Here is a 21765-nt window from a genome sequence, read left to right as displayed (position 1 = left end):
TTCCTGAAACCGTTTCATTCCAACTTGAAAGAGGCGATAGGATCGGTACGGAAATAAAAGGGTACTTAGTCGCACGTCAGCTATTGTCCAATTCTATTTAGAAAAAGCACAGGAGGGGTAGAGGTGAAATTTCAAAAGCTGATTCCATTAGTTGCATTAAGCATGTTGTTTACTGCCTGTTCAGGAGGAAGTCAAGGAGCTGCGGATACCAAAACGGCGGAGTCCGGGGATGCTGTTCCGCAAAACAAAGAGCCGGTAGAGCTGGTCTTTGCTTCGGATGCAGGCAAAACGCCGGATGATTTCGAGAAGGAAATTGCCGAGCCTCTGCGCAAAAAGTTTCCTTGGCTGACCGTAAAATATATCGAGCGCGGACAAGGCACCAATATCGGAGATCTTGTGACGGCCGGAACGCCGCCGGATATTTACTGGTATGTGTACAATCGGTTCCCGAACCTGGTGCAAGGGCTGGGGCTTGATTATGACATGACCGAGTTGATTAAAAAATACAAATTCGATACAAACCGTTTGGAAGCGGCTTCAATGAAAGCGCTTGATCAGTATACCGGGGGCAAAGGCATCTACGGACTCCCGTTCATATCCAGTACAACGGTTATGTACTATAACAAAGACATCTTCGATAAATTCGGCATGGCTTATCCGAAAGACGGCATGACTTGGGATGAAGTTTACGAGCTGGCGAAAAAGATGACTCGGGAGCTCGATGGTGTCAAATATCGCGGATTGTCCACGTTCCACGGCTATTTACTGAGGGAAAATCCATACGGCCTAAGACCGCTTGATCCTGCAACCGGCAAAGCGAGCCTGAACACGGACGAATGGAAGAAGCTGTATCAAAACCTGGCTCGTATCTATGCCATTCCGGGCAACAATAGACCTAACTCGAGAGCTACGAATCCTGAGCTGCAGGCGTTCGCCAAAGAGCAGACGATTGCGATGGCGGTCATCAACAACGACCTGAACCATGTCAAGCTAATCCCTGAAGGCATGAACTGGGATGTCGTTTCCATGCCTACGTTCCCGGATAAGCCGAATGTAGCGGATCAGCCGTCTCCATGGATGTACAGTATCATGAAGACAAGCCAGCATAAAGAAGCTGCGTTTGAAGTGTTGGCCTACATGCTGTCCGATGAGTTTCTTATGATGGAATCCAAACGGGGGGTACGGACTCCGTCAACCAACGATCAAATCAAGAAAGCCTTCGGTTCGGATTCGCCGTTTATGAACGGGAAGAATGTAGGCGCTTATTATTATCATAAATCGGCGGATACTCCGTCGTCCGGCGGAGATCCGAAGCTCATGGCATTGATTCCCGGCGGCGCCGATGCGGTTGTGAACAATAAGCTCCTCGATGTCATATTGGAAGGAAAAGATATTAACACGGCCTTACGAGAAGGCGACGAGGAAATCAATAAGCTGATTGAGAATTCCAAGAAACAATAGATCAATGATAGGATGAGCCCCCAACCGCATAGGTTGGGGGTTTTATGTACCTTACCTTATGATGCAAGGTACGGGGAGTGTGAAGCGAAGCGTCCTACTTAATAACCCGTCTTGCGACAACAAACCGGTCTTTGTAATAGCTTCCGCTATATATATTCGAAATGACCACATCGTTCTTCCCGTTGGCGTTATGAATCATTTTTCCATCACCGATGTAAATACCGACGTGACCGACATCGCTCTTATTTTTGGAGCTGCTGTTCCAAGTAAAGATCAAATCACCTTTTTGGAACTGCCCCCATGCCACTTTCTGGCCGACTTTGGCTTGATCGTCATCATCCCGGTTGACCAGATTGACATCGATGTTGGCAAGCTTGTAAACGAGATAGGTGAAACCGGAGCAATCCGTTTTATAAGGAGCATGCGCCTCTTGGCGTTGCTTCCAATTGACATATTGGACTTGGTTTTTCAACTTTAGCGCGGTTTGCACCACCTTGTCTCTTTTGGCGCTGACCGACATGGCTGCATCGGCTTGTTGAACATAGGCTGTAACAGGCAGGCTAAGGGCTAGTAGTGAAACGAAAAGTTTGGTTGTAATTCCCTTTCTCAAAATCTCACTCCTCCTCGTAGTTTCTACCCGTATTATATAGAGTCGGATGAAGGTGTTGGTATGCGCAAAAATTGGCAAGCGCTTGCATAATCTTTCGCTGATACGCAAAAAAGTCCAGTCGCAATGCGGGTTTCCTGCCTGTCCATTCCATTTGCTTCACTTAAATGAATATTTTTTAATTTGAAAAGCCACCATATATATGGTAAGATGCCGTCCTTTTGCTAAAAAGGCATAAATAGGTCATGAATCAATCCGCCATTCATACTACTTTCCGCCAGCCATTCGCCTGCCTTCGCAGGCTTTTTTGCGTTGATTTCATAAAAAATACGTAAGCGATGCACCAAAGCTTTGTTAATAAATTACTGCCGTTTGTGAAAACCAATGTAAGCGTAAATCCAACTTCATACAATCTTAAAGCTTGTTTTACACTGCTCTGATGTCGACAAGTTACGGTTGTTTCAGAGTGATGGAGGTGAAGCGATTGTGAAGAGATACGCAGAACCGAAGGAGGAGATTACGCGTCATGTCATTGCCGACATTTTGCAGTCCGAAATTGACGGGGGAATGTACATGGTTGGAGAGAAGCTGCCATCGGAAGCCGAGCTGTGCCGCCGATTTCAAGAAAACCGTTATACGGTGAGACAAGCGCTCGATTTGCTAGTAACGACAGGAATTATTCGCGCGCATCAAGGCAAAGGACATTACGTTTGCGAGAAGCCGCTCGATATTTCGTACACGATTACTCCGGGAATGCGGTTTTCCGACGTGATCAGCCGTCTCGGCTGCCAGCCGGGGGCTCAAGTGCTGAAGCAGGATGTACTGATTCCGCCGCCTCAAGTGGCTCATCATTTGCTGCTGGTAGAAGGTGAGCAAGCCTATAGGCTTGAGATTCTTCGACTGGCCGATAACGTCCCTCTCAGCATCAATGTTACGTGGCTGCCGGAGAGGCATTTTCCAGATTTTTTCATGCACACCTCTTCATTTTACTCACTGTATGGATTGTTGGACGAGCATTACGGCATTCGGCTCCAGCGAATATGGTCCGCGTTTCAGGCCACGTTTCCGAATGCGCAGGAAGCCAAGTTTTTGAACATACCTCCCAATACCAATCTGCTCCACATCGAAAGCCTGATGCGTGATCAGCACGGCAGGCCAATCGAATTCACTTCAGCGAAGTATCGCGGTGATTTGTGCAAGGTTTCCATTTATTGTTAAAAAATACAAAATCGAAGGGAATGTTTCTTGTGAAATCATTCAAGGTAATGGCTGCATCTCTCCTCATCCTGGCTTTGGCCGGGTGCGGAACGACGAGCAAGCAAGCAGGCGGAAATGTAGAGCAAGGAAGCCAGGGAGGTCAATCCGTACAGGCGGCTTCGTCGTCCAATTGGCCGACCGTGCTTCGTTTGGGCGTACTGCCGGGCGAAGAAGAAGGGAAGCTGTCGCGCGGGAACAAGCAGTTCGTTGAAGATTTGGGCAAGGAGCTTGGCATTAAGACGGAGCTGTATGTCGGAGAAGATTATACGGCGGTTGTAGAAGCGATGCGGACGAAAAAAATCGACATTGCCTCGTTCGGCCCGTTCTCCTATATTATTGCGGCTGAACGAAGCGGTGCGGTCGCCATGGCAGTCAAGGCGGTGAATGAGAAGGAAGCTACTTATCAAAGCTTGATTGTTGTACCGGCGGCATCCCCGGCGCAAAAAATCTCCGATTTGAAAGGCAAGACGTTCCTGTTCGCCGATCCCGCATCCACCTCGGGGCATTTGTTCCCGCGCGCAGCGATGATCAAGGAGCTTGGGATTACGAACGATAAGATTGAGTCGTTTTTCTCCAACGTTTCGTTCTCCGGAGGACACGACAAGTCGATTCTCGCCATTGCCAAAGGTACGGCGGACGGCGCCGGAGTATGCGACACCTGTATTAAACGGGTTGTCGATGCCGGTCTTGTCAAAGAATCCGATTACCGTGTCATCGGCAAATCCGATCCGATTCCGCAAAGCCCGATGGCTTACCGTAAAGACCTGCCGGCCGATCTGATCGAGAAGATCAAGCAATTCATGCTCAACTATCATAAGGACAACAAAAATCCGGCGTTTTTCAGCAACGGAACGCAGCAGTTTTTCCTGGTAGACGATAGCAAATACAATGTGGTGCGGGAAACGGCAAAAGCTCTCAACATGAGTCCCGAGCAGCTGCTGAAGTAAGGGAGGTATCAGATCAGCCATGGCATCCACGATTCTTGAGATCCAAAACTTGCGAAAGGTTTATTCGGACGGAACGGCGGCGCTGCAGGGCATTGACTTTCAAGTACAGCGAGGCGAATTCATCGCGGTCATCGGACCGAGCGGAGCAGGCAAAAGCACGCTGCTGCGCTGCATCAACCGGCTCGTCGAGCCATCGGAAGGGACGGTTCGTTTTAACGGCATCGATACGACCAAAGCAAACGGCAGGCAAATCCGGAAGCTGCGCCGGGAAGTAGGTATGGTATTTCAAGGCTTTAATTTGATCCAGCGGGTCACCGTCCTGCGCAATGTGCTGAACGGGAGACTTGGTTATATGAACAGCATGAGCGGGGCGCTTGGCTTGTACAGAAAGCAGGATGTGGAGGAAGCGAAGCACATTTTGCACCGGGTGGGGCTCCACGAGCAGATGTACAAGAGAGCCGACGAGCTGAGCGGCGGCCAGCAGCAGCGCGTAGGCATCGCCCGGGCGCTGTCCCAGCAGCCGCTGCTCATCTTGGCCGACGAGCCGATCGCGAGCTTGGACCCGGTCACGTCCGAGACGATAATGGAGCATTTGCACAGCATTTGCCGCGAAGACGGGATCACTTGCCTGGTCAATCTGCATCAGGTCGAGGTTGCGAAGAAATATGCGACGCGAATTATCGGCATTCATAAAGGAAGCGTCGTATTCGACGGCCCGCCGGACGAGCTGACGGACGAAATGACGGAAAGGGTGTACCGCAAATGAGCAGAACGGAAATGACCGCGAACCTCAAGCTCCCTGCCGCAGACCGATTGCTGGAGCTGCGCAGGCAAAAGCAGCGGCTGAACGCCTCGATTCTTCTTGTCATTGGTGCGATTACGGTCTGGTCGGCTGTAGAAACCGGGTTTTCGGTATCCGCGCTGGTTAGCGGCGCCGGCGAAATCTTCCGCTTTATCTTTATCGACTTTCTGCCTCCGGATTTTACCAAGTTCGGAAAGCTGATCGGACCGGCGCTGGATACGATCTATATCAGCTTCGTCGCGATGGTGGTTGGAGCCGTGCTGTCCATGGTTCTGGCGTTTTTGGCGGCGGCTACGACCAGTCCTCATCCTTATTTGCAGGTAGGCGTAAGAGCGTTTTGCTCCGTAATGCGGAACATTCCGACGTTAATCTGGGGCATTTTGTTCGTCGTCGCTTACGGTCTGGGAACGCTGGTAGGCACACTGGCTTTAATTGTTACTTCCATAGGTACTTTAACCCGGGCTTATGCGGAAATTTTGGAAGAGATCGATATGGGGCAGGTCGAAGCGCTTCGGGCGACGGGAGCCTCCTACATCCAGGTTCTCGCCCAGGGCGTGCTTCCTCAATTCATGCCGGGCTTTATCGGCTGGTCGCTTTACAAGCTGGAATTGAATGTGAGGGCATCCACATTGATCGGGATGGTAGGCGGAGGCGGCCTCGGGTTTGCTATCCAAAAAGGATTGAAGCTGTTCCAATTCAAGGAGGTTAGCCTCGCGATCCTGATGGTCATGGTGCTTGTGCTGATAACGGAATGGATTACAAGTAAGCTGAGGGAGAGGATCATATGAGCTCGGAATGGGTTTCAGCGGGCCGGCAGGCGGCTCAGCTGAACATTCGGGAAAGGCTGGAGGAGCCTAAGAAACCTAAGAAGGACCCGGTGCTGCAAGCGGCATTAGTCTTCGGTCTATTGTTCTTCGGCTTTAGTCTGTACCAGCTAAATTTCAATTACGTTGTGTTGTTTCAAGGAACGTGGAAGTTTGTCCAATCGTTCGCGCTCATGTTTCCTCCGAACGCTTCAGAGTGGAAGCATGTACTGGCTGCAGCACTGGAGACGCTGCAGATCGCTTTGGTCGGCACCGTGTTTGCCGTGCTGATTGCACTTGTCTTGTCCTTTTTTGCAGCTCGCAATCTGTCTCCGCGCACGGCTCCGGTCATCAATGCATTTGCGTCCTTTTTACGGGCTATCCCGACATTGGTCTGGGCGCTGATTTTTATCGTTGCGGTAGGCATGGGGCCTTTTCCGGGCATCTTGGCCATATGCACGCATGCGGCCGGCATGCTGATCAAAGTATTCGCCCAGTCGATTGAGGAAGTCGACGAGGGTGTCATCGAAGCGCTGCGAGCGTCGGGCGCGAGCTGGCTGCAGATTGTATGCCAGGGCGTGCTTCCTTGTGTAGCTACATCGTTCCTGGCATGGAGCGTGTTCCGCCTGGAGGTCGATATCGGCGAATCGTCCGTGCTTGGCGTCGTCGGCGCCGGCGGCATCGGGTTCGAAATCGCCAATGCGATGAGGGCGTATGAATTCGATTCGGCCTGCTTTGTGGCGATCGTTATTTTTGCCATGGTCTTTACCGTGGAACTGTGCAGCAACCGGTTCAAGACCCGCATTCGAAGGAGGAGTTAGCTTGCTGACACGAACGCAAATCACACGTATTTTAATCGAGGGAGACCGAAAGCTGCTGCAACAGCTATGCTGCCAAATCGAAGAGCGGCACGAGATTACCGTCGTGAAGCCGCCAGAGAAATCGCTCGTAATGAGCAAAGCGAGAGATTCGGTGTCTGGACAGCCGTTTTATTTGGGAGAAGTGCTTGTGACGGAATGCACGATTGCTTTGGGCGATGTCCACGGCTTCGGTCTGCTGATCGGAGAGGATGCCGAGCGGGCTTATGAGCTTGCCGTTGTCGATGCGGCGATGATGGCCACTCTGCCTGAAACCGAAGGCTGGTTCGAGCTGTTGAAGAAGGAGGAGCAGCGCATTGCAGAGAGGCGGGCACTCGAGAGCGCGCGAATTATGAAAACCCGCGTTCAATTCGATACGATGGAGGAATCTTATGGCAAACGATAATGCGGTACCGTTCGATCCGGTACATGATACGCAGGCCATCTACCGGGCGCTCTTGAACGCCGTTTCCCGTCCGGGAACCGTTGAAAGGCTGGAGGCGTCGATTGCCAGGCTGCAGCTGCCGTTAGGTATTTGTCCTGCCGCCGCCGGGATTGCTTCCGCTCTGCTGGACGGGGAGGTCCGGTTCGCCATGCTGATGGAGGATCAGGAGGCATTCACAGCCTATGTCCGCCGAATGCTGTTCAGCAAGGAAGCGGCTGCCGCCGAAGCGGACTATTTGTTCGCGGACGGCATCATGCCTGAAGCGGAGATTCGTGAGGTGATGGGCTCGGTGAAGCGCGGAACGCTGGTTGCGCCTGATGATAGTACTACGCTGTTCATCCGGGTGGACCGGATCGAGAGCGGGGACGAGCTGCAGCTGCAAGCATCCGGCGGTCAGGAGCAAAACGTTTGTCTGTTATTAAGCGGCCCGGGGATCCGTACGAAGCAGGCATGCATCATTCATGGCTTGTCTCGGGAATGGCTGATTGCCAGAGGCACGATCAATTCGGAATATCCGATGGGTGTAGATGTGTTCCTGTTCACGGAAACAGGAGACTGCATGGCGCTATCACGCACGACGAAAGTAAAGGAGGCTGAACCGGCATGGCGTATGTAGCGGTTACCGGAGGACAGGAGGCGATCTCGCAAGCGGATCGTTTGACGGAATATTACCGTCTGAAGGAGATCGATGCCATTCTGACCGTAGAGGCGGTGGAGAAGCAGCTCCGGCTCCTCGTTGACCGGATTATGAGCGAAGGCGGGCTGTACGCGCCGGAGCATGCCGCACTGGCTTTGAAGCAAGCGGAGGGAGACCCTTCGGAGGCGGCGTTTCTTATCCGGGCTTATCGTTCCACCTTACCCCGCAATCATTATTCGACTGTCATTGAGCCGGCGGATATGAGAGTCATCCGGCGTATCTCGTCTTCCTTCCGGGATCTGCCCGGAGGTCAAGTGTTGGGCCCAACCTACGATTACACGCATCGGATGTTGAAATTCTCGCTTCGCGGGGAAGACCGCGATGCGGTGCGCGATTTTGTCGAGCAGTATTTACAGGATGCTGCACCGCTACATTCTGAGTCTGAACTTGAGTCGGGGCAAGCCGATTCGGGGAGTGAATTAGCGGATACAGAGCAGGCGGAGCTAACTTTTGTAAAAGTGGCCGATCTGCTTCGGGAGCAAGGGCTGATGGCGAGAACGGAGAAGCAGGAAAGCGAGCCGTTCGATATGACAAGGGAGAAGCTGTCGTTCCCGGCTCCGCGGTCCGCTAGACTGCAAACGCTGGCGAGAGGCGAGACCGGAGCCATGACCGCACTGGCGTACAGCAGTATGCGTGGCTATGGTGCGGTTCATCCTACAATCGGCGAATTGCGGGTAGGCTTGGCGCCGGTCTACGTGCCATACCCAGGCAGCGAAGACGGAGAAGCGGCCGAGCCTGTCTATATCGGGGAAGTGATGCTGACCGAGGTGGAGTCAATCAATTCGTTTACGCAAAATAAGGCTTCCGGACGCATCGAATTTTTGCTCGGCTACGGGCTGTGCTTCGGACAAAACGAGCTGAAAGCCATTTCCATGTCCATCCTGGAACGGAGTCTCGATACGACGGGACCGGCGCCGGCGCAGGACGAAGAATTCGTGCTGCTGCATATCGACAGCGTGGAATCGAACGGCTTCGTATCCCATTTGAAGCTGCCGCACTACATTACATTCCAATCGTCGCTTGACCGTATTAGGGAAACCCAAGCACGCTCCGGCGACAAGAAGGAGGGGACTGCGCATGAGACCAAGCTTCAACCCGCCGGCCTATAATTTTGCCTTTCTGGATGAAGGATCCAAGCGGGAAATTCGCCGGAAGTCATTGAAGGCCGTTGCTATTCCCGGCTACCAGGTGCCGTTTGCTTCTCGGGAGCTGCCGATCGGCAGAGGATGGGGAACCGGCGGGCTCCAGCTTACACTTTCGTTGATCGGCAAAGAGGATGTGCTGAAGGTTATCGACCAAGGGAACGACGACAGCGTCAATGCGGTCAGCATCCGCCGCCTGGTGGAGGAAACGAGCGGCATCCGTACGACGGAGGATACAGCGGAAGCAAGCGTGATCCAGTCGCGTCACCGGGTTCCGGAAGAGCATCTCGAGGACGGGCAAATTCTCGTGCTTCAGGTGCCGCAGCCGGAACCGCTGCGCAAGGTGGAGCCGAGGGAAAGACAATCGCGCCGGAAGCATGCGGAGATGGATTACAGCGCAATGTGGCTGACGCTGTACGAAGGTATCGTCAAGTGGGGCGACATTACATTGGGCGCCGACTATCCGGTCATGGTGCACGAACGATACATTATGGCCCCGAGCCCGATTCCCCGCTGGGACAATAACAAGCTGCACCAGGCGGACCATCTGACGCTGTTCGGAGCAGGCAGGGAGAAGAAAATTTACGCCGTTCCGCCTTACACGAACGTGCTGCCGTTAGAGTTCGAGGATTACCGGTTCAAGGTCGAATCGTTCGAAGGCAAGGCGTGCCGACATTGCGGCAGCACCCATACGTTTCTCGACGAGGTTACGGCCGAGGACGGCGTATGCGCGTTGTACCAATGCTCGGATACGGCTTATTGCAGCAAACGCCAACAAAGCCGGTCCGGTGAAAAGGAGGTGCCGTCATGGCAATAGCTTCACATAAGGAGGAGCCTGTATCCGGATTGAAGGGGACAGAGCAAGCTTTTGCAGCATCCGCCCATCCGTCTCAGGAAACGCCGCTGCTTCAAGTATCCGGGCTAAGCAAAAGGTTCGGAGCCGGCTGCGACCATTGCGAGCAGCCGTCCGCGGATGAGGATGCCTCGGCGCGCTGCCCGGTTTGCGGAAGCATTTGGGCATGCCGATCGTTGGACTTTCATGTGTTCCCCGGCGAAATCCTGGGCGTTGTCGGTGAGAGCGGCTCCGGCAAGAGTACGATGGTGAAGTGCTTGTATTTTGATGAGGAAGTCACCGACGGTGACATGAGATTGTCCGTCTTCAAGGACGGCAGCTCCAATCTGTTTCATGAATCCTCTCAGCAAAAGCGGTATGCCCGCAATCATCTGATGGGGATGGTGTATCAAAATCCGTATTTGGGGCTGCGGATGAATTTTTCCTCCAGCGGCAATATAGCCGAAAAGCTGTTCGCCGCAGGGCATTTCCATGTCGGAACGATCCGGGACAGAGCTGCCAATCTGCTGGACCGCGTAGAAATTCCGGTCAACCGGATGGATGAACCGCCTAAGCAATTTAGCGGCGGTATGCAGCAAAGGGTGCAAATTTCCAAAGCGCTGGCGAACCGTCCTCCGCTGCTGCTGCTAGACGAGGTGACGACGGGGCTCGATTTGTCCGTACAGGCCAAGGTAATTGATCTGATCCGGGATATTCAAAGAGAGCTTCAAGTAGCGATGATGGTTGTATCCCACGATCTCGGCGTTATCCGCATGCTGGCCGACCGAACGATGGTCATGCGCAGCGGGCGCATTGTCGAGGAAGGCTTGACGGATCAAATTTTGGAAGATCCCCGGCATCCGTACACTCAACTGCTCGTCCATTCGCTTCTGTAGGGAGGGAGTAACCTGTGCTCACAATTCAATCGCTTGCCAAAACATTCGAGCTGTCCATGACAGGCAAGATGACGATCGACCCGTTTGCCGACTTGTCCTTCGAAATTGCCAAAGGGCAGTTTCTAGGTATTGCAGGACCTAGCGGTATCGGGAAATCGTCCATATTAAAATGCATATATCGAACCTACCAGCCTACGTCAGGTTCGATCTTATACGACTCCGAGCTATTCGGCCGAATCGATCTGGCCAAGGTGTCCGAACGCCAAATCATCCATCTGCGCAGAGCCGAGATCAGCTATGTGACTCAGTTTCTGAGAGTCGTTCCCCGCGTACCGGCATTGGATGTCGTGGCGGAGAAGCTGCTTCCGAAAGGCTTCACGATGGAAGAGGCAAGGGTCAAGGCGGAAGAGATGCTGGAGAGACTGAACATTCCGCGTACATTGTGGCCGGCTTTCCCGGCAACGTTCAGCGGAGGCGAGCAGCAGCGGGTCAATCTGGCCCGGGCGCTCATCGCCAGACCGCGCCTGCTTATTCTCGACGAGCCGACGGCGTCGCTCGACCATCAAACCAAGATGAGCGTTCTCTCCCTGCTGAATGAGATGAAAGCGGAGGGAACGACCATGGTCGGCGTGTTCCACGACTGGGAAGTGATGGGCCAAGTAGCGGACAACATTTTGGATTTGGGCGAAGTGCTCCAGAAGCAGCAGGCATCGGACCCATCCGGCGTAACGGCAGCCATTCACTAAGGGAGGATTAAGTACATGAAGGGCATTCAAAAAATATGCGGCGGCCGAATCGTCACCCCTTCCGGCACGATCGAGCAAGGCACGCTGGTTATCGAAAACGGGACGATTATAGAAATATCCTCTTCGGCCTCCACGCCGGGGCCACGTGATATCGACGCAAGCGGCATGCTGGTGCTGCCGGGAATTATCGACACGCACAGCGACGCTATCGAGCATGAGATGCAGCCTCGTCCTTCCAGCTTGTTCCCTGTTGAAATGTCGTTTCACGAGCTGGAGCGCAAGCTGGCGGGGCAAGGCGTGACGACGATTTACCATTCGCTCAGCATGTGGGACGACAACTCGGCCAAGGAGGTTCGCCGCAACCAATCGGTCAAGCAAATGATCCGGACGATTCGCCGTCTGGCGGCCGAGGATCATCTGATCCGGCATAAAGTGCATCTCCGGTTTGAGATTGTTAATCTGAACGCCGTCCCTCATATCGTCGAGATGCTGAACAACGGCGAGCTGGATCAGCTTTCGTTCATGGATCATACGCCGGGCCAAGGACAGTACCGCAATCTGGAGGTACAAAAAAAGTTCGTCATGGAGCGGCAAAAGCTGACGGAGGAAGAGACGCTCAAAGTGCTGGAAGCCCGCAGGCAGCAGCCGAAGGTAAGCCGGGAGGATCTCCAGCTTGTAGCCGACCTGGCCGGGAGCCTAGGCGTGCCCCTAGCTTCGCATGACGACGATTCCGTCGAAAAGCTCGAGCTCGTTCAATCCTGGCGCGCCGCCATCAGCGAATTTCCGATCACGATGGACGTGGCGAAGGAAGCGAAGCAGAGAGGCTTGCACGTCGTCATGGGGGCTCCGAACGTGATGCTGGGCCGGTCGCACAGCAACAACTTATCCGCCCTGGACGCCATCAAGGAAGGGGTCGTGGATATTCTTTGCTCGGATTATTATCCTCCGGCCATGATTCAGGCCGCCTTTTTGCTGCACAATCAAGGGTATGAGCTTTCCTATGCAATGAATATGATTTCTTTGAATCCGGCGAAAGCATTGGGTCTGGACAAAAGACTGGGCTCATTGGAGGAAGGGAAAGCAGCGGACGTGTTACTGACTCGCATCCATAACGGCCGTCCTGTCATTGAGAAGGTATGGGTTGAGGGACAAACGGTATGCCAGATGGATTACCGGATGAATGCCGCTGCAGCGGTAAGGTAAAGCAGGGAAAGCCGGATCCGGTGCATGCAGTCTAGGATCTGAGGGCGGAAGGAGAGAGGATGTCATGAAGATAAGAGGTATGGGCATCTGTGCATTCATTAATGAGAGCACAAGCAACCCGGAACGGTTAAAACTCAAGCTGCACAGAGCGGCCGAGCTCGGCTTGGACACGGTGGAGCTGCCTATTCAGGGCATGAACCTATTGAGGAACGGACAAATCGACCGCGATCGGCTGCACATGTACCAGCAATTGCTGCGAAGCGTGCCGCTTAAGTATACGACGCACGCTCCCTTTGACCTGAATTTATTCAGACAGGGCGATTATTCAACCGATGCGGAATGCCTGATGGCGTCCGTAGAAATCAGCGGGGCGCTCGGTGCAGAGCTCATGGTTTATCATGTCGGGAGATTTGTCGGTGAGGAGCAATTCATGTTCTCCCACACCTGGGCGAAGCTTACGGATATCGACAAGCGGGCCCTGATGGTCAGGGAGCAGGAATGGATGCGGCGCGCCGGCGATCTCGGCAGAGAAACCGGGGTCCTAATCGGGATGGAAAACATGCGGCCTTATCTCGATTGCGAGGATTACGCTTATTCCGTTAGTCCAAGCGCATTGGCCGAGCAGCTCGAAGCGATTGACCATCCTCAAGTCGGTGCCGTGCTCGATACGGGTCATTTGAATTTGGCGGTCACGATGTACGGGCTGGATCTGATTCGCGAGATGGAGTGTCTAGCGCCCCATATCATCCACATGCACCTGCATGACAATTTCGGCAAAGCCTGCTTTTCTACGGAAAAAAGCCAATATGAGCTGATCCCGCTTGGACGCGGGGATATGCATGCTCCGATAGGCGACGGCAATGTGCCGTTTCATCTCATCGCGGAATGTCTGGCTTCCACCTTTGACGGGCACATTATTCACGAAGTGAGGGAAATGTATGAGCCCTTCTGGCCTGAACTGCGGGAGCGTTATGCCAATGCGCTGATTCCCGGCTCAGAGCAGATGATGGCTGTGAAATGATAGATGCTGGAGCGGGGGAAGAGATTAGAAGAAGCCTGGTACGAGAAGTACTAGAAGGGTACAACCCGAGTGCATCTCATGCAGTCGACCTCACCGCTTCCGTCCCGATTATCAGTCATAACTAATGGAGCAGTCCATTTGAGCCTTTGATCTTCTGAGCTGCTGAACTAGGCGGAGGAAGTAATACCCCTCGGGGTAATTGCATAATATGATAGTCGGCGCAGACGTGAATCGTTTGTGCTCTTTTTTTGCGCTTGGTTCTGTATTCCGCTTTTTTAGCAAAATGCTGAATTTACTGCAAAAAGAAATGAAGTATAACCATTTATTTCAAAAGGCGTTACAGTATATGATCAAATGAGCGTTTTGTCAAATATATACTATCGGAGGAAACAAGATGCAGTCCTTGGAAATAGCAAACGATGAGGTTACAATTCAGCTGTGCCACGATACTATGGATATTCGGATCGGCTATCCGGCCCTTTTGTCTCCCGGTGATTCATTTCCTGGAGTTATAGTGTCCGCAAAAAATGAGTGGAAAGCGAGCGTTTCTATTAAATCGCTAACAACCTGTGAAATCGTTGGGTCCGCTTTGGAGCAGACTTACCGACCAAACGAGCCTTTGGCGATTGCGGCATCGGGAGAGGTTTCGCAGGACGGCGGATATGAAATCCTAGTAGAACTCACGCCGGCTGCCGGTGGTAAGGTGGAAGAGAGGTTTTATTTTACCGTCTTATCGGAATACCCAGAGCACAGCAGTGGTGCTGCCTATACTAACGCAGAAGGGCGAATGGTGTATGTGCCCGATTATCGGGGCAACCGGCTGCCGGACTTTTCAGGCGTAGGTTATATGGGCGGCGGCGTAGAGCTGCCCGAGCTGCCGGTCAAGGTGACCCTGGAGCCGATCCCGGGGGACAATACAAGCCGGATTCAGGAAGCGATCGACCGGGTTTCCGCCATGGCGCCGGATGACAACGGCTTTCGCGGAGCGGTGCTATTGAAGCAAGGCGTCTATGAGATCGCAGGCGTTCTCGAAGTTCGGACCAACGGCGTTGTGCTTCGAGGCGAAGGACAGGGCGATATGAAGAAGCTGTGGTACGATCCCCGGCAGATCGGCAGCTTCGAGGAATTGAAAGCGTCGGTGGCTTCGAAGGAAGCAACCGTCCTGATCGCTACGGGAAGCGAACGGAGAAGAATTCTGAAATTCCATGGTACGGAAGACGTACGCGTCCCATTGACCGAAAAGAGCGAGATTATCGACAGCTATGTTCCGGTAGGGGCGAATTCATTCCGCGTAGCGGATCCGGGCTTGTTCCAGGTCGGAGATACGATTATCCTGCAGCGCAGCAGTAATGCCGCATGGATCAGCGAGATCGGAATGGATCAAATTCCGGATCGGGAGGACGGTGGAAAAATCACGCAGTGGTCACCGTTCGAGCTCCATTTTGAGCATGTCATTACGGCCATCGAGGGCAGCCGGATTACCGTCGATTCTTCCCTGATGAATGCGGTCGAAAGCCGCTGGGGAGGCGGCCGCATTTTCAAATTCTCCGACCCGGGACGGATCAGCCAGATTGGATTGGAGAATTTGCGCGGGATCGCTTTCTGGACTCCAAATAGCGATGGAGTAGATGATACAAGGCATGCCAATGAGTTCGTGGAGCTTGACAATTGCCATAATGGATGGGTGCGGAACGTGACGCTGGAGCATTTCAACAGCACGAACGGCGCATTCCGGACAGGCCGCGGCTCCAAATGGATTACGATCCAGGACTCGTCCAATCTGATTGCGGACAAAGCTTTTTATAACGGCAAAGGCTACGATCCTACCGGTCGGACGTTCTACGAGACCAACATCTATGTTGGCCGATACGGCTTTTATTTGAACGGGCAATCTGCGCTCGTCACCCGCTGTTTTGCGTTGAACAACCGCCACGGTTTTACACTCGGCTCCCGGGTAACAGGGCCCAACGTGTTCCACGATTGCATCGGGGAGCAGCCGTTGACGTGGAGTGAGCCTCATCACCGCTGGTCGGTAGGCGGCTTGTACGACAACGTCCACGATATGATTTCGCTGATGAACCGGCTGAACATGGGTTCGGGGCACGGTTGGGCCGGCGCGAACTACGTCGCCTGGAACACCGAGGGCACGCTCGTATGCCATCAGCCGCCTACGGCACAAAACTGGTCGATCGGCCATATCGGCAAGAAAGATGTTGGAGGCAACCGCGGGCCTGACGGGTATTGGGATTCCCACGGTCAGCATGTGGAGCCGCGAAGCCTGTATACGCAGCAGTTGAAGGATCGGCTGGGGAAAGAGGCATAGCCAGTAGTAGTACATTTTGAGCGGTGAACTAAATTGAAATGATCGGGAAGGCAGCGATATTCGCTGCTTTTTTTGTTAGAATGAAGTTAATGGGTTCAGGGATAAATTGGAAATAAGGGAGGGGGAGTCATCAAATTTTAAAGACCGGTTCGGACTATTCTCATAATGTTAATGGTCGGATGGTAAAAAAAGATTGGCACGGCGAGCGCAATATGCTGCATCATCGTGCTATAATGACTGATAGATTACTATAAAACACAAAAGGAACCATCATGAGAAAATTCAAAAAGTTTTATATTGAAATAACGAGCATCTGCAATTTGGCGTGCAGCTTTTGTCCGCCGACGAAGCGGTCAGCTACTTTTATTAAAACCGAAGAGTTTACGCATATATTGGATCAAGTAAGGCCTTTTACGGATTATATTTACTTTCATGTCAAAGGCGAGCCGCTGCTGCATCCCAAAATTGGAGAGCTGCTGGACTTGGCCCACGAGAAAGGCTTTAAGGTGAATCTGACGACGAACGGCACCTTGATTCCGAAAGCGAAGCACAAAATACTGCCTAAACCGGCGCTGCGTCAAGTCAATATTTCGCTGCACAGCTTTGACGGCCATGAAGGCTCTACCGATAAAGAGGGATATGTATCGACTGTACTTGCGTTTGCCAAGGAGGCGGCGAGTCATAACGTGCTCATTTCCTTGAGACTGTGGAACCTAGACATGAATAACGCTACCAATTCGGAGAAAAATAGAAACCGTGAAATTCTCGCCATGATAGAAAAAGAATTCAATCTCGATTACCGGATTGAAGAAAAAGTCGTGCGCGGCGGCGGGACCAAAATCGCCGATCGGATTTATATTAACCAGGACCATGAGTTTCAATGGCCCGATCTCAAGGAAGACGAGGATGACGGCAAAGGCTTCTGCCATGCGCTGCGCAATCAGGCCGCGATCTTGTCCAACGGAACGGTCGTCCCATGCTGTCTTGACGGCGAAGGGGTAATTAATCTCGGCAACGTGCACGAGAAATCCTTTGCGGAAATTATCGAAGGCGAGCGGGCGAGAAATCTGTATGACGGCTTTTCGCGCCGGGAGGTCGTAGAGGAGCTGTGCAGAAAATGTGACTACCGGAGAAGGTTTAATGCCTAGTAGACACAGCCGAATATCTTTTGACATGAGCAGGTCGCGTTAACGATCTGCTCTTTAATTTTACCTCATAGAGGTTCATGGTGCAGGAGAAGCCTTTGCGGACCGTGGTTCCGCTATTCAAGCCAAATAGCCCAAAATGGCGGGCGGATCGGACTACAGATCCGTTATTTGGCTGAATTAGGCCGATTTGGACAGGAAAACCTATCAATAACGGATCCTGTGTCCGAAAGCCTCGCCAAAATACCGTATTTCCGGCAAATAGCGGACTCACGGTCCGATCGGTAGTGTAGTTTTATTGCGCATCCATCAAGCCGGCGTTTCAGAAGCCGATCAAGAGCAGTATTGTACAAAATGTAACTCAAAACGCCCGCGCCTCAGCTACTCCATATAATGAGTTTCCTACGTCACAATCTAGCCTGCGTCGAAGAGTCCAATCGATTTCGCGGTACATACAATGTTACTCCATCACGCCTTACCTTTGCCTTTGATCCATACAAAGAATCTCCAACTTTCACTATATTACAGATCTAGCCTGCGTCGAAGAGTCCAATCGAGTTCACGCTTTTCATACAATGTTACTCCATAACGCCTTTCCTTTGCTTCGATCCATAAAAAGAGTCTCCGGGCGCTCACTATATTACAGATCTAGCCTGCGTCGAAGAGTCCAATCAAGTTCATGCGGTACATGCAATGTTACTCCATAACACCTTCCCTTTGCCTTCAATCCATACAAAGAGTCTCCGTGCGCTCACTATATTACAGATCTAGCCTGCGTCGAAGAGTCCAATCGAGTTCGCGCGGTTCATACAATGTTATTCCAAAACGCCCATACCTCCAGATACATACAAAGTGTCCCCTATCGCTTACTATACTTCAATCTACCCAACGTCCCAGCGGCCGATCAAGCACAAGTGGTGCACACAATGCCAGCAAACGACCATCCCGTCACAACTCCATACATATGGACCGAACGTGCACAATGCTAATCAGCAAACAGTAACTCCGCTTACACCATATTTTCAACATGCGCACTTATTCTAAGCTCACGTATCGCCTCTGTAATGCGGTAGGTCGAACTCTACGACCTTACGTTCCATGCACAAAGCAGAGCTCCCCAACCACACATGTGCCACCATTTTTCACTCCACTCAAACACCGCATGACGCTAACCGCCGCGGCATGAAACGCCTGCGTTGCACTACACACGACACAGCGACCACGTTCCTCACACCGGAGCTTACAGCGCACCGTGCGAGAAGCCCGATACACCCAGCAGATTGCCAAGCCGAAGGCAATCTGCTTTTTGCTGTGCCTATTAGTAAAAAACGCAGCGAATGGACAGATTAACCAGTAGCGATACCCAGTTTCGACATGTTCTTCACGGATTGTTATCGAAGTTTAGTTTTCGTTATTTCGGGTGCAAGCCGGATCAAGTAATCTAAGATAGTTCAAGTTCTAAAGCTAGCGCTATCTAGGTGGGAGGGAGACGATGAAGTCATTATGGAGCCGATGGAACTTTCCGGCAGCAGTCCTTGTTCTTGCATCCGTATCCATAATGATGGCCGGATGCGGGAATCATTCCTCGCCGGGTCAGACGGCTCCCAGAGCATTTGAGGGCGAGAGCATTACGCTGATCATCGCCAATCATCCCTGGGGCGAAGCGATGAAGCCGCTTCTCCCGGAGTTTGAAGAGGCTACGGGCCTTAAGGTGAATGTTCAGGGTTTCTTCGAAGATCAGCTGACCCAGAAGCTGACGGTGCAATTCACATCGGGGTCGGGGACCCCGGAAGTGTTCATGTATCGTCCGCTGCAGGAGGGCAAGCTGTTTTACAATAACGGCTGGCTGGAGCCGCTGGACGACTATGTACATCGGGATGCGGATTACGATTTCGCGGATTTCTCGAAGCAAGCGGTCGGCTCGGCAACGGTCAAAGGCAAGCTGACCGGCATTCCGATCATCACCGAGCAGGAAGTGCTGTATTACCGCAAGGATTTGCTGAAGCAGTCGGGCATTGCGGTACCGGCGACCATCGAGGAGCTGGTCGAAGCCGCGCGCAAGCTGAACGATCCCGCGAATGGGGTGTACGGCTTCGTCGCGCGGGGCCAGCGCTCCCCGCTCGTGACGCAGGTCTCCTCCTTCCTATACTCGGAAGGAGGAGACTTCACGCAAGGCGACCGGGCGACGCTTAACACGCCGGAAGCGATCCGGGCGTTTACAACGTACGGCACGCTGCTGAGAAATTATGGGCCGCCCAGCTCCATTACGATGTCGTGGCCGCAAGCGAGCGCGTTTTTTGCAGCGGGCAAAGCAGCGCTGTACACGGACGCCAGCTCGATTTACAAAAATGTGCTCGATCCCGCGCAGTCGAAGCTCGCGGATCAAATCGGCTATGCGCCGTTCCCCGCGGGAAGCCACGGATCGGTGCCGTACAATATCACGTCCTGGGGCTTGGCCATGCACCCCAAGGCGGCCAATAAAGAGGCGGCGTGGGCTTTTATCCGCTGGGCCACGAGCAAGGAGATCACACTCAAGATTCAGCAAAAAGGAAACACGGCAGCCCGCTTATCCGTATGGGAGCGTCCGGACGGAACGACGGGATTCCCGGCGGAGCTAGTCAGCGTCATCCGCAAGAGCAGCCAGGGCGGCGTCGATCACGACCGGCCGACGGTAGTCAGTGTAGCAGAGGCGCGCGACACCGTGGGCGAAATCGTCCATAAAATTATGGCCGGAGAACAGCGGATCCAGGAGACGGCCGATCAGGCCAATCAGCAGCTGCAAGCCATTTTGGATAAAGAAGCGAAGTGAAGGGGATAAGCGAGGCGTGCCGTACCGACGGAATATTTTCAGCAAAATTCTCATGACGATCACTCTGCTGCTTGTCCCCGTGCTGCTGCTGTACAGCTACTCCAACCGGATGACCCAACAAGCGGTGGAGCAGCAAATTCAATCCTCCGCTTTGAATCAATTATCTTTTTTTCTGTACCAGCTGGACTCCAATATTGAAAATTTGTCGATGTTTCCCGTCATTTTGAGCTCGGATCCGCATATCCGGGAATTCATCGAAGTGGCGGGCAATCCGCTCAGCGGCCTGCTCAAGGCGCAATCCCGCATTACGGAGAAGCTGAGCCTGCAGAGCGTATCGAGCAGCTGGTCCAACGATTTGTCGTTCGTGATCCCGAGCGCGAAGAAGGTGCTGTCCTCCAACATCTACATTAACGGTCTCGATCAATGGCCGTGGGAGCGACCTGTGCGGACGGCTTGGACTTATGACGAGGATGTATCCCGTGGACAGCCGATCGGCACATTTATCCGGGAAATCAGCGAGCCGGCGAACGTGAGCAATACCCAACAAGCGGATACAGTGTTTCAGGTGCGCTTTCCTGTTCAAGCTTTGATCGATCAACTGGACCGGTACAAGAAGGATAAAATGAGCGACCCGTTCCTGATTCATCCGGACTTTAAGCCGGTGTTCAACAGTACGTCCAGCTCGTCCTTAACCGAACCGATGATCCGGCAGCTGTTCAGCCAGACATTGGCGGATGCGGGGCAGGAGAGAATGCAGATTGACGGCCAGGACTATTTGGTCAGCTACGCGAAGTCACGGCAGCTGGGGTGGTATTTGATCGACTATGTTCCGGTGCAAAAAATGTTGGAGCCCATTACGGCGCCGAACAATCTGTTCAACATTTCCGTCGGTCTCCTGCTGTTGATGGGGGCTGTCGCTTCGTATTTGCTGTACCGCAACGTGCAAATCCCTATCATGACGATAACCCGCACTGTACAGCGGATGAAGCGGGGCGATCTGTCGTCGCGGATCGACGCCCGGTTCAAGAACGAATTCGACCATTTGTCCCAGCATTACAATGAAATGGCCGAAAGGATCCAGGTCCTCATCGAGGATGTGTACACGGCCAAAATTCGCACGAGGGAAGCGACGCTGAAGCAGCTTCAGTCCCAGATCAATCCGCATTTTTTATATAATTCGTTATTTTTTATCATCAACTCGGCCATGATGGATGATCGCGACGCGGTTGTAGCCATGGCGGAAAATTTGGCGGAATATTACCGTTACTCGACACGCGTGGAGAATCAGACGGTTACGGTTCGGGACGAGCTGGAGCTGGTTCAGCATTACTTGAACATCCACAATTTGCGGATGCGCCGTCTGACCTACACGATCGACGTTCCCGAGACGATGATGGACGAGCCTATACCGAGACTGCTTTTGCAGCCGCTGGTGGAAAATGCGATCGTCCACGGGATCGAGCCCTTACGAGAAGGCGGCGAGATTACGATCACGGGGGAGCAGAACGAATCGTTCAACCGCATCGTTATCGAGGACAACGGGACGGGTTTGACGGACAGAGAGCTTCGCAGCATGCAAAGTCAGCTGCAAAAGCAAATGACCGAAGAGCTGAGCCACGGCACATGGAACGTGCATCAGCGGCTGCAGTACCAATTCGGGGAAGGCTCGGGCTTAACATTCCGGCATGGCTCCAAGGGCGGATTAAAGGCTGTGCTGACATGGAACCGCAATAATGAAGGCAAGTTTCATCCTCATGATGAAGGAGGGTAAG

19 protein-coding genes are annotated in these 21765 nt (G+C 52.9%); 18 read left to right on the top strand and 1 reads right to left on the bottom strand.

Annotation, left to right across the window (positions count from 1 at the left end):
- Nucleotides 1–123 precede the first annotated feature (123 nt).
- On the top strand, nt 124–1461 hold the full coding sequence (locus ACFQ88_RS31040; protein ID WP_379460420.1) for an ABC transporter substrate-binding protein: 1338 nt from the start codon (nt 124–126) through the stop codon (nt 1459–1461).
- A gap of 94 nt (nt 1462–1555) precedes the next feature.
- Here ACFQ88_RS31040 and ACFQ88_RS31035 read toward each other — a convergent pair whose 3' ends face one another.
- Nucleotides 1556–2071 carry a C40 family peptidase gene (locus ACFQ88_RS31035; RefSeq protein ID WP_239634071.1) on the bottom strand — a complete coding sequence of 172 codons (516 nt, stop codon included), beginning with the start codon at nt 2069–2071 and terminating at the stop codon, nt 1556–1558.
- A 483-nt stretch (nt 2072–2554) separates the two neighbouring features.
- Between ACFQ88_RS31035 and ACFQ88_RS31030 the strand changes: the two genes are divergently transcribed.
- The 17 genes from ACFQ88_RS31030 (at nt 2555) to ACFQ88_RS30950 (ending at nt 21764) form a co-directional block, all read left to right on the top strand.
- Nucleotides 2555–3286: a GntR family transcriptional regulator gene (locus ACFQ88_RS31030; protein WP_239634072.1), complete on the top strand. Its 732-nt coding sequence runs from the start codon at nt 2555–2557 to the stop codon at nt 3284–3286.
- 29 nt (nt 3287–3315) lie between these two features.
- Nucleotides 3316–4272: a phosphate/phosphite/phosphonate ABC transporter substrate-binding protein gene (gene phnD, locus ACFQ88_RS31025; RefSeq protein WP_239634073.1), complete on the top strand. Its 957-nt coding sequence runs from the start codon at nt 3316–3318 to the stop codon at nt 4270–4272.
- Nucleotides 4273–4291: 19 nt separating this feature from the next.
- A complete protein-coding gene (gene phnC / locus ACFQ88_RS31020; RefSeq protein WP_379460416.1) occupies nt 4292–5038 on the top strand; it encodes a phosphonate ABC transporter ATP-binding protein in 747 nt (248 codons plus the stop codon).
- Nucleotides 5035–5862, top strand: a complete 828-nt coding sequence (phnE, locus tag ACFQ88_RS31015; RefSeq protein ID WP_379460415.1) for a phosphonate ABC transporter, permease protein PhnE — start codon at nt 5035–5037, stop codon at nt 5860–5862. Before phnC ends, phnE (ACFQ88_RS31015) begins: the two co-directional genes overlap by 4 nt.
- Entirely contained in the window at nt 5859–6698 is an 840-nt protein-coding gene (gene phnE, locus ACFQ88_RS31010) for a phosphonate ABC transporter, permease protein PhnE (RefSeq protein WP_379460414.1), read from the top strand. The genes phnE (ACFQ88_RS31015) and phnE (ACFQ88_RS31010) overlap by 4 nt, the downstream gene beginning before the upstream one ends.
- A 1-nt stretch (nt 6699) precedes the next feature.
- Nucleotides 6700–7140: a phosphonate C-P lyase system protein PhnG gene (gene phnG, locus ACFQ88_RS31005; RefSeq protein ID WP_379460412.1), complete on the top strand. Its 441-nt coding sequence runs from the start codon at nt 6700–6702 to the stop codon at nt 7138–7140.
- Nucleotides 7127–7795, top strand: coding sequence for a phosphonate C-P lyase system protein PhnH (phnH, locus tag ACFQ88_RS31000; RefSeq protein ID WP_379460411.1), 669 nt, complete (start codon nt 7127–7129; stop codon nt 7793–7795). The genes phnG and phnH overlap by 14 nt, the downstream gene beginning before the upstream one ends.
- On the top strand, nt 7783–8985 hold the full coding sequence (locus tag ACFQ88_RS30995) for a carbon-phosphorus lyase complex subunit PhnI (RefSeq protein WP_239634078.1): 1203 nt from the start codon (nt 7783–7785) through the stop codon (nt 8983–8985). Before phnH ends, ACFQ88_RS30995 begins: the two co-directional genes overlap by 13 nt.
- On the top strand, nt 8954–9835 hold the full coding sequence (locus tag ACFQ88_RS30990) for an alpha-D-ribose 1-methylphosphonate 5-phosphate C-P-lyase PhnJ (RefSeq protein WP_379460409.1): 882 nt from the start codon (nt 8954–8956) through the stop codon (nt 9833–9835). The genes ACFQ88_RS30995 and ACFQ88_RS30990 overlap by 32 nt, the downstream gene beginning before the upstream one ends.
- On the top strand, nt 9826–10746 hold the full coding sequence (locus tag ACFQ88_RS30985) for an ATP-binding cassette domain-containing protein (protein ID WP_379460407.1): 921 nt from the start codon (nt 9826–9828) through the stop codon (nt 10744–10746). Before ACFQ88_RS30990 ends, ACFQ88_RS30985 begins: the two co-directional genes overlap by 10 nt.
- Before the next feature lie 14 nt (nt 10747–10760).
- Nucleotides 10761–11492 (top strand): phosphonate C-P lyase system protein PhnL, encoded by a 732-nt coding sequence (gene phnL / locus ACFQ88_RS30980; RefSeq protein ID WP_379460405.1) that lies wholly within the window; start codon nt 10761–10763, stop codon nt 11490–11492.
- Nucleotides 11493–11507: 15 nt separating this feature from the next.
- A complete protein-coding gene (gene phnM / locus ACFQ88_RS30975; protein ID WP_379460403.1) occupies nt 11508–12695 on the top strand; it encodes a phosphonate metabolism protein PhnM in 1188 nt (395 codons plus the stop codon).
- A 64-nt stretch (nt 12696–12759) separates the two neighbouring features.
- Nucleotides 12760–13716, top strand: a complete 957-nt coding sequence (locus ACFQ88_RS30970; RefSeq protein ID WP_379460401.1) for a sugar phosphate isomerase/epimerase family protein — start codon at nt 12760–12762, stop codon at nt 13714–13716.
- Between the two features lie 394 nt (nt 13717–14110).
- Nucleotides 14111–16039, top strand: coding sequence for a hypothetical protein (locus ACFQ88_RS30965; RefSeq protein WP_379460399.1), 1929 nt, complete (start codon nt 14111–14113; stop codon nt 16037–16039).
- Between the two features lie 272 nt (nt 16040–16311).
- The gene (locus ACFQ88_RS30960) at nt 16312–17187 is read left to right on the top strand and encodes a radical SAM/SPASM domain-containing protein (RefSeq protein WP_379460397.1); all 876 of its coding nucleotides are present in this window, start codon (nt 16312–16314) and stop codon (nt 17185–17187) included.
- Between the two features lie 1489 nt (nt 17188–18676).
- Nucleotides 18677–19993, top strand: a complete 1317-nt coding sequence (locus tag ACFQ88_RS30955) for an ABC transporter substrate-binding protein (protein WP_379460394.1) — start codon at nt 18677–18679, stop codon at nt 19991–19993.
- A 16-nt stretch (nt 19994–20009) separates the two neighbouring features.
- Entirely contained in the window at nt 20010–21764 is a 1755-nt protein-coding gene (locus tag ACFQ88_RS30950) for a sensor histidine kinase (RefSeq protein WP_379460392.1), read from the top strand.
- Nucleotide 21765 lies beyond the last annotated feature (1 nt).

It is taken from the genome of Paenibacillus sp. NPDC056579, from assembly GCF_042793215.1.
Taxonomy (GTDB): domain Bacteria; phylum Bacillota; class Bacilli; order Paenibacillales; family NBRC-103111; genus Paenibacillus_S.
The sequence above is the reverse complement of the archived record's forward strand: the minus strand, read 5'-3'. Positions and strand labels throughout refer to the sequence as shown.

Coding starts and splice junctions, on each gene's coding strand:
- ACFQ88_RS30970 (WP_379460401.1), top strand. CDS start 12,760: ATGAAGATAAGAGGTATGGGCATCTGTGCATTCATTAATGAGAGCACA.
- phnE (WP_379460415.1), top strand. CDS start 5,035: ATGAGCAGAACGGAAATGACCGCGAACCTCAAGCTCCCTGCCGCAGAC.
- ACFQ88_RS30985 (WP_379460407.1), top strand. CDS start 9,826: ATGGCAATAGCTTCACATAAGGAGGAGCCTGTATCCGGATTGAAGGGG.
- ACFQ88_RS30955 (WP_379460394.1), top strand. CDS start 18,677: ATGAAGTCATTATGGAGCCGATGGAACTTTCCGGCAGCAGTCCTTGTT.
- ACFQ88_RS30990 (WP_379460409.1), top strand. CDS start 8,954: ATGAGACCAAGCTTCAACCCGCCGGCCTATAATTTTGCCTTTCTGGAT.
- ACFQ88_RS30995 (WP_239634078.1), top strand. CDS start 7,783: ATGGCGTATGTAGCGGTTACCGGAGGACAGGAGGCGATCTCGCAAGCG.
- ACFQ88_RS30960 (WP_379460397.1), top strand. CDS start 16,312: ATGAGAAAATTCAAAAAGTTTTATATTGAAATAACGAGCATCTGCAAT.
- phnE (WP_379460414.1), top strand. CDS start 5,859: ATGAGCTCGGAATGGGTTTCAGCGGGCCGGCAGGCGGCTCAGCTGAAC.
- phnH (WP_379460411.1), top strand. CDS start 7,127: ATGGCAAACGATAATGCGGTACCGTTCGATCCGGTACATGATACGCAG.
- phnC (WP_379460416.1), top strand. CDS start 4,292: ATGGCATCCACGATTCTTGAGATCCAAAACTTGCGAAAGGTTTATTCG.
- ACFQ88_RS30965 (WP_379460399.1), top strand. CDS start 14,111: ATGCAGTCCTTGGAAATAGCAAACGATGAGGTTACAATTCAGCTGTGC.
- phnM (WP_379460403.1), top strand. CDS start 11,508: ATGAAGGGCATTCAAAAAATATGCGGCGGCCGAATCGTCACCCCTTCC.